The 14274-nt window shown below is 67.0% G+C and carries 13 protein-coding genes; 4 read left to right on the plus strand and 9 right to left on the minus strand.

Annotation, left to right across the window (positions count from 1 at the left end):
* Position 1: 1 nt before the first annotated feature.
* From LMQ14_RS20940 to LMQ14_RS20965, 6 genes are all read right to left on the minus strand, one after another.
* Complete coding sequence (locus LMQ14_RS20940) at positions 2 to 1267, minus strand: DUF58 domain-containing protein (RefSeq protein ID WP_267731463.1); 1266 nt, start codon at positions 1265 to 1267, stop codon at positions 2 to 4.
* The gene (locus tag LMQ14_RS20945; RefSeq protein ID WP_267735616.1) at positions 1264 to 2238 is read right to left on the minus strand and encodes an AAA family ATPase; all 975 of its coding nucleotides are present in this window, start codon (positions 2236 to 2238) and stop codon (positions 1264 to 1266) included. Before LMQ14_RS20945 ends, LMQ14_RS20940 begins: the two co-directional genes overlap by 4 nt.
* A 26-nt stretch (positions 2239 to 2264) precedes the next feature.
* Positions 2265 to 2747 carry a hypothetical protein gene (locus LMQ14_RS20950; protein ID WP_267731465.1) on the minus strand — a complete coding sequence of 161 codons (483 nt, stop codon included), beginning with the start codon at positions 2745 to 2747 and terminating at the stop codon, positions 2265 to 2267.
* Complete coding sequence (locus LMQ14_RS20955; RefSeq protein ID WP_267731467.1) at positions 2744 to 3676, minus strand: DUF4129 domain-containing protein; 933 nt, start codon at positions 3674 to 3676, stop codon at positions 2744 to 2746. The genes LMQ14_RS20950 and LMQ14_RS20955 overlap by 4 nt, the downstream gene beginning before the upstream one ends.
* 79 nt (positions 3677 to 3755) lie before the next feature.
* On the minus strand, positions 3756 to 4625 hold the full coding sequence (locus LMQ14_RS20960) for an SDR family NAD(P)-dependent oxidoreductase (RefSeq protein ID WP_267731468.1): 870 nt from the start codon (positions 4623 to 4625) through the stop codon (positions 3756 to 3758).
* Positions 4622 to 5224: a TetR/AcrR family transcriptional regulator gene (locus LMQ14_RS20965; RefSeq protein WP_267731469.1), complete on the minus strand. Its 603-nt coding sequence runs from the start codon at positions 5222 to 5224 to the stop codon at positions 4622 to 4624. Before LMQ14_RS20965 ends, LMQ14_RS20960 begins: the two co-directional genes overlap by 4 nt.
* A gap of 55 nt (positions 5225 to 5279) precedes the next feature.
* On the opposite strand from LMQ14_RS20965, the gene LMQ14_RS20970 reads away from it, so the two are divergent.
* Positions 5280 to 6437, plus strand: a complete 1158-nt coding sequence (locus LMQ14_RS20970; protein WP_267731470.1) for a phosphotransferase family protein — start codon at positions 5280 to 5282, stop codon at positions 6435 to 6437.
* Entirely contained in the window at positions 6437 to 7552 is a 1116-nt protein-coding gene (locus LMQ14_RS20975) for a hypothetical protein (RefSeq protein WP_267731471.1), read from the plus strand. The genes LMQ14_RS20970 and LMQ14_RS20975 overlap by 1 nt, the downstream gene beginning before the upstream one ends.
* Here the strand turns inward: LMQ14_RS20975 and LMQ14_RS20980 are convergent.
* The gene (locus tag LMQ14_RS20980; RefSeq protein WP_267731472.1) at positions 7535 to 8905 is read right to left on the minus strand and encodes an LLM class flavin-dependent oxidoreductase; all 1371 of its coding nucleotides are present in this window, start codon (positions 8903 to 8905) and stop codon (positions 7535 to 7537) included. The two genes, LMQ14_RS20975 and LMQ14_RS20980, sit on opposite strands and share 18 nt — an antisense overlap.
* A 5-nt stretch (positions 8906 to 8910) precedes the next feature.
* On the minus strand, positions 8911 to 10218 hold the full coding sequence (locus LMQ14_RS20985) for an MFS transporter (RefSeq protein ID WP_420714550.1): 1308 nt from the start codon (positions 10216 to 10218) through the stop codon (positions 8911 to 8913).
* Positions 10219 to 10334: 116 nt separating this feature from the next.
* Here LMQ14_RS20985 and LMQ14_RS20990 point away from each other — a divergent pair, with 116 nt between their 5' ends.
* Positions 10335 to 11681, plus strand: coding sequence for a flavin monoamine oxidase family protein (locus LMQ14_RS20990; protein ID WP_267731473.1), 1347 nt, complete (start codon positions 10335 to 10337; stop codon positions 11679 to 11681).
* Here the strand turns inward: LMQ14_RS20990 and LMQ14_RS20995 are convergent.
* A complete protein-coding gene (locus LMQ14_RS20995; protein WP_267731474.1) occupies positions 11676 to 12635 on the minus strand; it encodes an alpha/beta fold hydrolase in 960 nt (319 codons plus the stop codon). The genes LMQ14_RS20990 and LMQ14_RS20995 overlap by 6 nt on opposite strands.
* A 192-nt stretch (positions 12636 to 12827) precedes the next feature.
* Between LMQ14_RS20995 and LMQ14_RS21000 the strand changes: the two genes are divergently transcribed.
* Entirely contained in the window at positions 12828 to 14207 is a 1380-nt protein-coding gene (locus tag LMQ14_RS21000) for an NAD(P)/FAD-dependent oxidoreductase (protein WP_324291070.1), read from the plus strand.
* Positions 14208 to 14274 lie beyond the last annotated feature (67 nt).

Raw genomic sequence — 14274 nt, forward strand, 5'->3', positions numbered from 1 at the left:
ACTACCGCCGCAGCCGTCCGCGCACCCGGTGGCGGCGATCCGGCATCACGCCCATCGACTGTTCCAGGGTGTGATCTGCCCGCCAGGAGACGATGTCGACGCCGAGGGTCGCCATATCGCGATACATGGCCGAGCGCTGTAACGCCCAAAGCCGATCCACCAGCGGGTCCTGTTCGTCTTGGAACGGCGAGACATCCAGGGTGTCGACGGCGATCACGACATGACCGCGTTTGCGCAAATCGATCAGCGCCAGTGCGAATTCCGTGTCGAGCAGTGTCGAGAACGCGATGACGATCGCTCCGGCGGGAACCGCCGCGCGCGGGGCCAGTGTGCCGGTGGTGTTTTCGAATCGGTCGCCCGCACCGAGCACGGTATCGAGGACCCGATAGAACTGGCGCTGTCCGATGTCGGCGCCGAGCCACCGCGGCCGATTTCCGCCGAGCGTGACGATCCCCGCGCGATCGCCGTAGCGCAGCGCGGTCTGCACCACCTGAGCTGCGCCGCGCGCCACTCGTTCGGTCGCATCACTGGCCGGGCCCGCCGGCTGCCGATACCCGTCGATCAGCACCACCACGTCGGCGGCGCGGTCGGTCAATCGCTCCGTCACGTGCAACTGGCCACGACGCGCGCTGACCGGCCAATTCACCGCCCGCAGTTGGTCACCCGGAACGTAGGGACGAATATCGGCATACTCGACACCCGGGCCGATATGCCCGGTCAGGTGGGCGCCGAGGCGGTCGAGCAACTCGGTTCGCGGGATGGGCGTCGACTGCGGCGGCGTCAGCGGAAACACGATGACATCGGCGGCATCGACGGTCGCCGTTCCCGTCAGCAGCCCACCACGCGCGACCGCATCTACGCGGGCGCGGATCGAGTATCGGCCCCAGCGCTGTGCCACTGCCGCAACCACTTTCGCGTGCCGGGAAGCCGAATCGAGCACTTCGAGCTGCATGCCCTCGACGGCGGGAACCGTGAGCTTGACCGCCCAGGTAATGGGCGCCCCGGCTTCCTGCGCTGCCGACAGCGTCACCCGCGCCTGCTCTCCTTCGAAGCATCGCTGCGACTCCGGCTCACCGTGCACATAGATCTTCGGCACGGGATGTTGCCAGCTGATCGAACACAGCACCCCGAGCAGAGGCGCCGCGAACGCGATGAGCTGCCAATGCGCACCGATCACGGCGGCAACCAGCGCGACACCCGCGCAGGTCGCAATCGCCCGCGTCAATGGCGATGCGCGCCAGCGGAACTCGGCTTCGCGACCGTTCACGGCGAGCTCATCGGCGCACCCTCGTTGGTGCGAGGTACCGGTAAGCGCCGCAACAGTTCTCCGACGACGTCGGCGCCCTGAATCTTGCGCACCCACATCTCCGGGCGCAGGGTGATCCGGTGGGCGACGGCCGCGACCGCGAGAGCCTTGACGTCCTCCGGAATCACGTAGTCGCGCCCTAGTAGCAGCGCACGCGCGCGGGCGAGCTGAACCAGGTCGAGTTCGGCACGCGGGCTGGCGCCGACGGCGACCTGCGGATGGCGCCGGGTGGCGGTGGCCAGCGAGACGACGTAGTGCAGCACGTCTTCGTGCACCGTCACCTGCTCGACCGATTCGCGCATCGCCAGCAGATCCTGGGCGTCGACCACCTGATGGACCGTCGGCTCGGCCGAACCACGTTCGAGACGGCGCCGCAGCATCGAGGTCTCGTCGCGCTCGGAGAGGTAGCGCAGTTCCAGCCGCATCGCGAATCGATCCAGCTGCGCCTCCGGTAACGGGTAGGTGCCCTCGTACTCGATCGGGTTGTCGGTCGCCAGAACGATGAAGGGCGTTGGCAGCTTATGGGTTTCGCCGTCGATGCTGACCTGGCCTTCGGCCATCGCCTCGAGCAGTGCCGCCTGGGTCTTGGGCGGGGTGCGGTTGATCTCGTCGGCGAGCAGCAGGTTGGTGAAGATCGGGCCGGCCCGGAACGCGAAGTGGCCCGACTGCATGTCGTAGATCGTCGAACCGAGCAGGTCCGCCGGCAGCAGGTCCGGCGTGAACTGCACCCGGGTGAATCGCAGACCCAGCGCGGCGGCAAAGGATCTCGCGATCAGCGTCTTGCCGAGTCCGGGCAGATCTTCGATGAGGACGTGGCCGCGCGCGAGGACCGCCGTGAGGATGAGGGTCAGCGCGGACCGCTTTCCCACCACCACGCGTTCGATTTCGTCGAGCACCGCCTCGCAGTGTGCGGTGGTCGTACTGGCTGGCATCGCGGCCGGCATCGTGGCGCCCTCGGTCATACCTGCTCCAACCTCCGGAGGATCTCTTCGAACGTGGCCCGGCCGGGACCAGGCTGGTGGTCAGCAGTGCGGCTGATGTTGTTGGGATTGACCCATTCCCACAGTTCGGCGCCGAACAGCATGCTGCCGGTCGACTGAAATGCCTTCGGGTCCTTGGCCAGTCGTTGGCCGGTCGCGATTTCGTACCGGCGGGCGAGCATCGGACGCAGATGCCGATCCCAGTCCGCTCGGGTGGACTCGGACCAGCGAATCGTCGTCTCGGTGGTGGCGAGCCAGCGGCGCAACGAATCTCCGAGATCGTCGGGGTCCGGCTCGGCCGCGGGCTCCATCCCGTGTCCCAGCAGCCTACGCACATCGAGCAGCACCAGAGCCAGGGCGACGCCCGACGCAGCCAATATGAAGGGGCGATCGTGCACGATCAGCACCAGAAGCTCCGACCCCACGATTAAGCAAACACCCAGAGCTATAAGCCTTTTCATACGGGACTCCGAAGTTCCGCGAGAACCAGGCGAAGCACCTCGACCGCTACGTCCCGATGCCCCTCATTCATCACATGGGGACTGAACCGCGCTTCCTCGAACAGATTCACCAGCTGAACGGCGTTATCGATATGCAGCGCATGGAGTTCGACGGCGCGGGCCAACACCTCGGTCGGCGTGTCGAAGTCCTGCGGAGCAGCTCCGGGAACATTCGCGAGCTCACGTTCCATCGCGGCATAGCACGCGATGATCGCCTCTCGCGGGTCTCGGTCCAGGTCCGCCATCGCGGCCAATCCCTGTTCGGCGGCTCGCACCAGGGACTCCGAACTCCGCGGCGGCGGCACATATTCGGCGTCATCGTCGGCCGGGGTGTGTAGGGTCGCGGCGCGGAATCGCCGCCGCGACATGATCAGCGTTGCGACGACGAGTAACAGCATCATCGGAACCGTGGCGGCCAGCAGAATTTTCAGCATGCCCTCGCCGTCGTTGCGCGGGGGCGGGTGCTGCGGCGCCGGCGCGCCGGTCGGCGGCGCTGCGCCGGTGTCCGGTGCGGGCTGCGCGGCAGGGGTACCGTGCGGCAGCGATAATCGGGCCAGCAGCATCGCAATCAACAGCCACCCGACAATCACCGCGAGCCCGATCAACACGACGCGCCAGCTCGGTCGCCCCCGGCCGGTACCGAGCATCGCGGAGATATCGCCCGTCTTCGGCGCCATCGCGCGTGGGTCCCGTAGTCGCGCGATCACCGCGACCGCGAGCAACGCGAGCGCCGCACTTAGCAGGACGACGATGAATACCAGCGCCGCCCGGCCACTGCCCTCCGCGTGCGTCGCACGATCGCGTGCCGGAAGGTATCCGCGCAGGGCAGCGGCAACGACGATCAACAGCACGATGAGCGCAACGACGCGCCCCGTCGGCTTATCGGGCATTTGGCACACCACTCGCCGGTTTTCCTATGCCGTTGCGGCACAGGCTTGATTCATACTTGCACGTCAGGCGGGAAAATCGCTAGGCCGCGGTGAAGGGCCGGAAACTGCCGTCGAGAACCTCGTGGTGTCCGATGGTGCGCCCGGTGACGGTAGCCGGGTTCACGAGCGCCAATTGCGCCGCTGCCCTTGCGAATTCATCTTCGGTCGCCGTGTCGGTGAACGCTGTCGCATAGTACGACAGGCCGGGCGTCATGATCGGCTTCGAGGGTGCCAGCGCGTTGACGGCGATGTTGTGGTCGGCCAGATCAAACGCGGCACACTGGGTGAGATGCTCGAGGGCTGCCTTGGAGCCCCCGTAACCAGGCAGGACACCGCCGCTTCGCTCGGGATAGGGTCCGTCGCCGGGCAACCGCGACGCCACCGAGGTGATGTTGATGATCGCGCCGCCGCCCGCCTCGATCATGTCCGGGGACACCAGCTGCATCAACTCGTAGGCCGCGAATACCGCGATGTCGAAGTGGCGGCGGAATGCGGATAACGGCGTGCTGACGAACCCCGGCCAGCCGGGTTTGGCGGCGCCGGCCGGTTTGGCCGACTTCGCACGCGGTTGTCCACCGGGCACCGGCGGGCGGCCGGGGGCGGTGAAGGCCGCGTTGTTGATCAGAACAGTGATGGGGCCCAACGCATCTCGCGTCTCGCCCACCAGCCGGGCGACGTCGTCCCGGTCGGTCAGATCGGCGCGAACCGCCACCGCGCGCCCGCCCGCCGCTTCGATCGCGCCGACGGTCTCGCCTATGGTTCCCGGCAGCCGGTCATCCCACACCTGCTCGGTGCGCCCGGCCACCGACACGGCCGCGCCGTCGGCGGCAAGCGCCAGCGCGATCGCGCGGCCCAAGCCACGGCTGGCGCCGGTGACGATCGCGGTGCGCCCGGCAAGTCGCTGCGTCATCGCGTTACCCCGTGCACGACGATGGCGGTGGTCTGCTGCACCCACGCGTCATCCAGCTTTTCGTCCGGGCGCAGCAGCATCCGCAGCATCGTCGCTCCCCCAATCAGCTCGATCAAGCGGTCCGGGTTGACGTCGGGATGCGCTTCACCTCGGTCAACGGCCTCGCGCAGCCGCAGCTGTACCGCGGCGAACAGGCCGGTGAAGCGCGACATCACCCGCGCGTTGAGTTCAGGATCGGCCGTCATGTCGGCCACCAGACCCGTCAGCGCGGCCCGCACCACCGGAGTGGTGAACACATCCCGCGTCGCCTCGATCATCATCCGCAGATCCGCGGCAAAGTCACCGGCCGGGGCCTCCAGCGCGCTGGGCGCGGTCGGAAACGCCGCTTCATGCACCAATTCGGCCTTGCTCGACCACCGGCGATACAACGCCGATTTCGTGGTGCCGGCCCGTTCGGCGACCGCGGCCAGGGTGAGATTCGAATAGCCGATTTCCACAAGCAGTTCCGCAGTCGCCGCAAGGATGGCAGAGTCAATACGCGGATCCCTGGGGCGCCCAGCACCTGGGGCCTTGTCAAGGTCGGACGGGTCTGCTTTCATAACGCTACCTACCGTATCGTAATTGCCGCGAAGGTCTCAACGAAGGAGGCACCCCGTGGCCAATGAACCTGTGCTCGACAACGTCGACCGGCTTCAGCGCTCCAGCCGCGACGTCACCACGCTGCCGGCGGTGATGTCGAAATGGCTGTCCACCGTCCTGCCCGACGGGGCGGCGCCCGAGGTCACTGTCGAAAGCGGCATCGACTCGACGGGCATGTCGTCGGAGACGATCATCCTGACCGCCCGCTGGCGCGACGGCGGAAAGTCGATCGAGCAGAAGCTGGTGACGCGCGTCGCGCCCAGTGCCGAGGACGTGCAGGTCTTCCCCACCTACCGGCTTGATCACCAGTTCGAAGTGATCCGCAAGGTCGGCGAAATCACCGAGGTCCCGGTTCCGCCGGTGCGCTGGCTCGAGCCCACCGGCGAGGTCCTGGGCACACCCTTCTTCGTGATGGACTACGTCGCCGGCGAGGTGCCGCCCGACGTGATGCCCTATACCTTCGGCAACAACTGGTTCGCCGACGCGCCCGTCGAGCGGCAGCGCGAACTTCAGGACGCCACCGTTGGCGTACTGGCAAAGCTGCACTCAATCCCTAACGCTACGAGCACGTTTGGATTCCTGTCCGAGGGCCTGGGGGCACCTCCCGCTCGCGGGGGAGGCGATACCGCGCTGCGCCGGCACTACAACTGGGTGCGGGACTGGTACGACTTCGCGGTGCCCGACATCGGCCGCTCGCCCCTGCTGGAACGCACGTTTAGTTGGTTGGAAGACAACTGGCCGACGGAAGTCGACGCGCGTGAACCCGTGCTGCTGTGGGGTGACGCCCGGGTGGGCAACGTCCTGTACCGCGACTTCCAGCCGGTGGCGGTGCTGGACTGGGAGATGGTGACGCTGGGTCCCCGCGAGCTCGATGTCGCGTGGATGATCTACGCGCACATGGTATTCCAGGAACTCACTGGGCTTGCGGGGCTTCCTGGATTGCCCGATGTGATGCGCGAGGAGGACGTCCGCGCCACCTATCAGCGGCTCTCCGGAGTTGAGGTGGGTGACCTGCGCTGGTTCTACGTGTACTCCGGCGTGATGTGGGCTTGCGTGTTCATGCGCACCGGTGCGCGGCGAGTGCACTTCGGCGAGACCGAAAAGCCCGACGACGTCGAGTCGCTGTTCTACCACGCCGGATTGATGAAACGTCTTATCGGAGAGGACCAGTAATGCTCGGACCGCTCGACGAGTACCCGGTACACCAGATTCCCCAGCCGATCGCGTGGCCCGGCTCCTCGGACCGCAACTTCTACGACCGGTCCTATTACAACGCCCACGATCGCACCGGAAACATCTTCTTGATCAGCGGGATTGGCTACTACCCCAACCTCGGCGTCAAGGACGCGTTCGTGCTGATCAGGCGCGGAGACACGCAGACCGCGGTGCACGTTTCGGATGCCATCGATTCCGACCGGCTCAACCAGCACGTCAACGGCTACCGCGTCGAGGTCATCGAACCGCTGCACAAACTGCGGATTGTGCTCGACGAAACCGAAGGCATCGCAGCCGATCTCACCTGGCAGGGTCTGTTCGACGTCGTCCAGGAACAACCGCACATTCTGCGGTCCGGCAACCGGGTCACGCTGGACGCGCAGCGGTTCGCGCAGCTGGGCAGCTGGAGCGGACACATCTCGATCGACGGCGAGGAAATCACGGTCGACCCCGACACGTGGCTGGGTAGCCGCGACCGGTCCTGGGGCATCCGCCCGATCGGTGAGGCCGAGCCGGCCGGACGACCGGCCGACCCGCCGTTCGAGGGCATGTGGTGGCTATACGTGCCAATGGCTTTCGACGACTTCGCCATCGTGCTGATCATCCAGGAACAGCCCAACGGGTTCCGATCGCTCAACGACTGCACCCGGATCTGGCGCGACGGCCGCGTCGAGCAGCTGGGCTGGCCACGGGTCAAGATTCACTACACCTCCGGCACCCGCATTCCGACCGGCGCCACGATCGACGCGACCACTCCGGACGGCTCCCCGGTCCACTTCGACGTCGAGTCCAAGCTGCCGGTGCCCATTCACGTCGGCGGCGGCTACGGCGGCGATTCGGACTGGATACACGGAATGTGGAAGGGCGACAAGTTCGCCGAACGCCTCACGTACAACATGACCGACCCGGCAATCATCGGTCGCGCCGGCTTCGGGGTCATCGACCATGTCGGTCGCGCGGTCTGCATCGAGGGCGACAAGGCTCCGGTCGAAGGCTGGGGCCTCTACGAGCACGGCGCGCTGGGCCGCCACGACCCGTCCGGGTTTGCCGACTGGTTAACGGTTGCGCCGTAACCGGTCTCGGTACGCCGCGCCGGGGTGATCGGCCGCCAGTAGCGGCCCCGTGCCGCCCAGCCGTTCGCGCAACGTGCTGCGTGCGACATGTTCCGGCAGCCGTCCGCGGCGACGCAGCTCCGGCACAACCAGTTTCGCGAAGTCCACGAAGGTGCCCGGCGTCGTCACATAGGCGAGGTTGAAGCCGTCGACATCGGCCTCGTCGACCCAACGCTCGAGTTCGTCGGCGACCTCGGTGGGCGAGCCGACCAGCACCGGACCGCGACCGCCGATGCCGATCTCTTCGGCGAGTTCCCGCGCCGTCCAGGTGCGCTCGTCGGTGGTGAAGGACGCCAGCGCCGAACGGTTGGCGTCGGTCTCGCTGTAGCGCAGCGGATCGTCGTCACCAAGCTCGGCCAGGTCCACCCCGGTCCAGCCGCCGAAGAGTGCCAATGCGCCTGTGGTGCTGACAAATTGGCGGTATTCGGCCAGCTTGGCCAGCGCTTGCTCACGTGGTTCGGCGACGACCGGGGTCACCATGGTGAACACCTTGATGGAGCGGGGGTCTCGGCCCAATTCGGCAGCGGCCTCCCGCAACGCCCGCACCGGGCCGCGCACGATCTGCGGCGTCGGGCCGGAGATGAAGGCGGCCTCGGCGTTCGCCGCGGCGAATTTCACACCCCGCGGCGAGGCACCGGCCTGGAACAGCACGGGTGTGCGCTGGGGCGACGGTTCGCACAAAAACGGCCCCGGGACCGAGAAGTAGCGGCCCTTGTGCTCGATGTCGTGCACCTTGGCCGGGTCGGTGAACACGCCGCGCACGGGGTCGCGCACCACCGCGTCGGATTCCCACGACGCCTCCCAGAGCTTGTAACAGACCTCGAGATACTCGTCGGCGATCTCATAGCGCTGGTCGTGCGGAATCTGGGCGTCCAGGCCGAGATTGCGTGCCGCACTATCCAGATACGAGGTGACGATGTTCCACGCCACGCGTCCGCCGGTGAGGTGATCCAGCGTCGACAACCGGCGCGCGAGCGCATAGGGCTGCTCGTAGGTCAGCGACAGCGTGATCCCGAAGCCCAGGGTCTCGGTCACCGCCGCCATCGCCGAGACGGCGGCCGTCGGGTCGTTGACGGGGAACTGCGCGGCATCGAGCACCGCCGCGTCGCGCGACGCGCCGTAGACGTCATAGACGCCCAGCACGTCGGCGAGAAACAGCGCGTCGAAGCCGCCCGCTTCCAGGATTCGGGCCAACTCGGTCCAATAGCCGAGCTCGCGATACCGATAGCCCTGATCCTCGGGGTGACGCCACAGCCCCGCCGACTGGTGCCCGACACAAGCCATGTCGAAGGCATTGAGATAGATCCTGCTCATCGCGCTCACTCGATCTGATCCGCATATGTTTCCCGTGCCGCGCAGGCCGCGGCGACGGTGATGGCCGCCAGCACCGCGAAATACCCCACGATCAGCCACGGTCTACCCCCGCCGGCGACCAGCAGCGCCGCCGCGATCAGCGGCGCGAAGCCGCCCGACAGCACGGCGCCAATCTGATAGCCCAGCGACGAACCACTGTAACGCACCCGGGTGTCGAAGAGTTCGGCGAACCAGGCCGCTTGCGGACCATACATCGCGTCGTGAACGACGTTGACGCCGAACACAATCGCGAGCACCACCGCGACTGCCGACCCGCTTGCGGCGGCCACGAAGAACAACGTCAGAGCCACCACTCCGGCCAGCGCGCCGAACAGATAGGGCGGACGTCGGCCCAATCGATCGGACAGCAGCGCCCAGCCCGGTGTGCTGACCAATCCGAGGGCAGACGATATCAGCACCGCGATCAAACCGACCCCGCTGCCCTTGCCAAACGAATCTTGCAGGTAGGTAAGCGAATACGTGGTGAGTAAGACGAACAACGCGATCTGAGACATTCGTAGCCCGGTGGTAATCAGCACATTACGGGGCTGCCGGCGCAGCACCTCCAGCACCGGCAACGCCGAGAGCTCGTCGCGTTGTTTGAGGCGGTCGAAAACCGCGGCGTCGGTCAGCCGGAGCCGGATGAACAACCCGATCACCACCAGAATCGCACTGAGCAGGAAAGGAATTCGCCAGCCGTATGCCAGGAACGCGGCCGCGCCGGCGGCCTTGCGAGTCAGGAAGAAGACGGACGTCGCCAGCAACATGCCAGCGGGAGAACCGAGCTGGGTGAAGCTGCCGAACAGTCCGCGCCGGCCGGGCGGCGCATGCTCAACCGAAAGCACGGCGGCACCACCCCACTCGGCGCCCACGGCCAGCCCTTGCAACACCCGCAACGCCGCCAACAGTGCCGGTGCGAGCAGCCCCGCTTGGGCGTAGGTCGGCAGCAGCCCGATCGCGGTCGTGACGAGGCCCATCGTCAGCAACGCGATGACCAGAACGGCCTTGCGCCCCAACCGGTCCCCGAAGTGGCCCGATACCACGGCGCCGATTGGCCGGGCCCCGAAACCGGCCGCGTAGGTGGCAAAGGAGGCCAATGTCCCGGCCGTCGACGAAACATGGGGAAAGAACAGCGGTTTGAACACGAGCGCCGAAGCCGTCGCATACAAATAAAAGTCGTACCACTCGATCGTGGTGCCGATCATGCTGCCCAGAGCTATGGTTCGCAGCTGTTTCCGTGCGTCGGAAGTAACGGCGGGCTCAGTAAGGATCACGTGAACGCAGATTAGCCGGGGTGTCGACGGCGGCATACGGTTGCCATCGCCGTGATGCGAACGTCTGCACGTACCGCTCTACCGCCGGCGCGGCACGATGCGGTTCACTGGAGGGCGTGACAAAGCCGTCGTGGACTGTCGATGTCGTGGTGGTCGGGGCTGGTTTTGCCGGCCTAGCTGCGGCGCGAGAGCTGACGCGACAGGGTCACGACGTGGTCGTCTTCGAGGGCCGTGACCGCGTCGGCGGGCGTTCGTTGACCGGTAGCGTCGCGGGATTGCCGGCGGATATGGGGGGCGCGTTCGTCGGCCCGACCCAAGACGCCGTGCTGGCACTGGCGGCCGAACTACAGGTCCCGACCATTCCCACGCACCACGACGGCAAGAACCTCATCCACTGGCGCGGCTGGACCCGCTCCTATCAGGGCACCATCCCCAAGCTTTCGCTGACCGGATTGCTCGACATCGGCCGGCTGCGTTGGCAATTCGAACGAATCGCGCGCAGCATTCCGGTTGACGCGCCGTGGCAGGCGCGCCGCGCCCGCGAACTTGACGCCCTGTCGTTCGGACAGTGGTTGCGCTCGGTTCGCGCCACCGCCTCGTCGCGCGACCTGATGGCGATCATGGCCCGGGTGACCTGGGGATGTGAACTCGATGATGTGTCGATGCTGCACGCCGCGCGCTACATCCGCGCCGCGGGCGGTCTGGACCGGATGCTCGATGTCGAGGATGGTGCCCAGCAGGACCATTTCCCGGGCGGCAGCCAGCAAATCGCTCGGGCGGCGGCGGACGAACTGGGCGCGCGCGTCGTGCTGAACGCCCCGGTGCGCCGCATCGAGCGGCACGGTTCCGGCGTCACGGTCACCTCCGACGGTGGCACGGCCGACGCCGGGTTCGTCATCGTCGCGATCCCGCCGGCCCATCGCGGGGCCATCGAGTTCACTCCCCCGCTGCCAGCCGAGTACCGACAACTGGTCGAGCAATGGCCACAGGGCCGGCTCAGCAAAGCCTTCGCGGCGTATTCGACACCGTTCTGGCGGGCCAACGGATTCTCGGGGCAGGCGCTCTCCGACCGGGGCCCGGTGTTCATCACGTTCGACGTCAGCCCGCAGGCCGACGGTCCGGGCATCCTGTTGGGCTTTGTCGACGCCCGGGCGTTCGATTCGTTACCCACCGACCAACGCCGCCGCGACACACTGCGTTGCTTCGCGTCGCTGTTCGGCGACGAGGCACTCACACCTCTCGACTATGCGGATCATCGTTGGGGCACTGAGGATTTCGCTCCGGGTGGCCCGACCGCGGCGGTACCGCCGGGGTCGTGGACGCGATTCGGGCCCTGGCTACGCGAACCGGTCGGGCCGATTCACTGGGCCGGCACCGAGACCGCCGACGAGTGGACCGGGTTTTTCGACGGCGCCGTCCGGTCCGGCCAGCGGGCGGCCGCCGAGATCACCGCCCTGCTATGAGCTGATCTGCGCGACCGGCAGGGTCACCGATTCGGCCAATAACCGCAGCTGGCCGGTGACCTCACGGTGGTGCTCCAGCATGGAGCAGTGACCGCCGGGCAGCTCGACCAGGCCGATCACGTTGGGCGCGATGCGGGCGATCTCGCGCGACGCGGCGATCGGCGTCAGCCGGTCGTCCTCGCTGCCGATGACCAGCGTCGGCACCGTCAACCCGGTCAGGTCGAGGTGCCGCGAGCCCAGGGATTCGACGAGCATCCTCGTGCAGCCCCCGCGCCCGGCGGCCGGGGTCTGAACGAACAAGTCGTGGATGAGTCTGGCGGCACTCGGGTCGGCGTCCTTGCCGACCGCGAGCATCGCGATCAACGAGCGGGTGGCGAGCAGGGCCGGACTGGGAATCGGGACCCCACCGAACACATTGATCAGGCCGCGCGCGGCGAGCGAGCGGGCCGGCGACAATTGACCCGGCACAGCGAACAGCTTCACCTGGCGCACCAGGTCGCCGGTTGTCGTGTTGATCAGTGCGACGGCATCGGCGCGCCGGTGGACTTTGTGGCGGTAGCGGGCCGACCACGCGGCGATCGTGATGCCGCCCATCGAGTGGCCGGCGAGCACGGCACGCTCGTGCGGTGCCACCGTCGCCTCCAACACGCAATCCAGGTCGGACGCAAGGTGTTTGAGGCTGTATCCGCAGCGCCGCGGAACCCCGCTTCGGCCGTGGCCGCGGTGGTCGAACGCGATCACCCGGTAGTCGGTGGCCAGGTCGGCGATCTGATATGCCCAGGCCCGGATCGCGCAGGTGATGCCGTGGGTCAGCACGATCGGATAGCCGTCCGGCGGCCCGAAGACTTCCGCGTGCAACGGGGTGCCATCGACCGCGCGGACGGTCAGGGTGCGGCTCGGCGGTAAAACGCCGGGTAACGGGTCAACCACACGAATCGATCGCCGAGCACTCATCGCCAGCTCCCCCCGTCGAACACGGCCCCGTCGCCGCACTCTGGATGCAGTGATCCTATAACGGCACGGGCGTCCAACTATGCAATTTCGGTCAAACCCGCGCGCCCGAATCGCAGCACACAATTCGTCGCTAACGAGCAAACCTCGGCGCGGCGCCGGTTTCCGTGTGAGAGGCTAACTGTCATGTCCCCGATGTCCCGTCGGGCGGCGCTCACAGCAACGATGAGCGCGGTCACTGGCGGGCTGCTGGCTGCCTGCGCATCTGGTCAACATTCGGCGTCGCCACCACCCCCACCGCCGCCGGAGATCAAACCGGACACTCAGTCGGTCCTGATCGTCGGCGCCGGCATGGCGGGCCTGGCCGCTGCGCGCAGCCTGGTCGACGCGGGCTGGCCGGTTCGCTTGATCGAAGCCCGCGATCGCATCGGCGGCCGCGTCTACACCAACCGCGACTGGGGCGTGCCGATCGAGATGGGCGCGTCCTGGATCCACGGCACCACCAACGGTCCGATGATGGAACTGGCACGCAAGGCGCACGCCGAGGTCATCCCGACCGACTATTACGGATGGGCGAAGCTCGCGGTGGATCGCAGCCTGCCGCCGGTGGACTACGACGACGACGCCTGGCGCAAGTTCGTCGAACGGGCCTGTGACCGTGTCACCGGCGGGAGTCTCGGCGCCGCCGTCGACGCCGCGGCCAAACGCGCAGAGCTTTCCAGTTCGGACCGCGCCCAGCTGGCATTCTTCGTCGCCACCGAGATCGAGGACGAATACGCGGCCGGCGCAGATCAGCTCTCCGCCAAGACATTTGACACCGGCGACTACGCCGACGGCGACCAATCCGTCATCACGAACGGCTATGACGCCCTGCCGAAGCTGCTCGCCGACGGACTTCAGATCGTTCTCAATACGCCGGTCACCGCGATCACCCGACGAGACAGCTCCGTCACCGTGCACGCCGGAAACCAATCCTTTGACGGCCCCGCCGTGATCGTCACCGTTCCCCTTGGGGTGCTCAAAGCCGGTTCGATCGCCTTCGACCCGCCACTGCCCGACGGACATGCTCGCGCGGTCAGTGCCTTGGGGTTCGGCGTGCTGTCCAAGAGCTTCTTCCGGTTCGACCGGCGAACGTGGAAGACCGACAACGCCTTTTATCTCTTCATGGGGACCGACCCCGGCGCTTGGGCGCAGTGGTTCACCCTGTCGAGCACCGCCGGGCCGATCGTGGTGGCATTCAATGCCGGCGAACGCGGCCGCGCGGTGGAGTCGTCGTCGGTCGCCGATATGACGGCCCGGGCGCTGCCGATCGCACGCCAGCTCTTCGGCGACAACGTCTCGCCGGTGGAAGTCCGGACATCGAGTTGGAGCACCGACCCGTATGCGCGGGGCAGCTACTCATTCCACGCGCCCGGCTCCGGCCTCGACGACCGCCACCGCCTGCGGGAACCGATCAGCGATCGGCTGTATCTGGCGGGTGAGGCTGTCGACACCAAAAACCCGTCCACCGTCATTGGGGCCGTGGTCAGCGGCCGGTATGCCGCCGACCAATTGATGCAGCGGCTGAAGAGCTAGCGCGCAATATCAAGGCCTTCAGTAGTTTTCCAGTACGGCGATATTGCGCCAACTCGGCCACGTCGTC

Origin of the sequence: Mycobacterium sp. Aquia_213 (assembly GCF_026625985.1) — a bacterium.
In the GTDB taxonomy this organism is placed as follows: domain Bacteria; phylum Actinomycetota; class Actinomycetes; order Mycobacteriales; family Mycobacteriaceae; genus Mycobacterium.

Bases quoted from the DNA above. Each gene is read 5' to 3' on its own strand.
- LMQ14_RS20945 (WP_267735616.1), bottom strand. From the start codon at position 2,238: ATGCCAGCCAGTACGACCACCGCACACTGCGAGGCGGTGCTCGACGAA.
- LMQ14_RS20950 (WP_267731465.1), bottom strand. From the start codon at position 2,747: ATGAAAAGGCTTATAGCTCTGGGTGTTTGCTTAATCGTGGGGTCGGAG.
- LMQ14_RS20955 (WP_267731467.1), bottom strand. From the start codon at position 3,676: ATGCCCGATAAGCCGACGGGGCGCGTCGTTGCGCTCATCGTGCTGTTG.
- LMQ14_RS20960 (WP_267731468.1), bottom strand. From the start codon at position 4,625: ATGACGCAGCGACTTGCCGGGCGCACCGCGATCGTCACCGGCGCCAGC.
- LMQ14_RS20965 (WP_267731469.1), bottom strand. From the start codon at position 5,224: ATGAAAGCAGACCCGTCCGACCTTGACAAGGCCCCAGGTGCTGGGCGC.
- LMQ14_RS20975 (WP_267731471.1), top strand. From the start codon at position 6,437: ATGCTCGGACCGCTCGACGAGTACCCGGTACACCAGATTCCCCAGCCG.
- LMQ14_RS20980 (WP_267731472.1), bottom strand. From the start codon at position 8,905: ATGAGCAGGATCTATCTCAATGCCTTCGACATGGCTTGTGTCGGGCAC.
- LMQ14_RS20995 (WP_267731474.1), bottom strand. From the start codon at position 12,635: ATGAGTGCTCGGCGATCGATTCGTGTGGTTGACCCGTTACCCGGCGTT.
- LMQ14_RS21000 (WP_324291070.1), top strand. From the start codon at position 12,828: ATGTCCCGTCGGGCGGCGCTCACAGCAACGATGAGCGCGGTCACTGGC.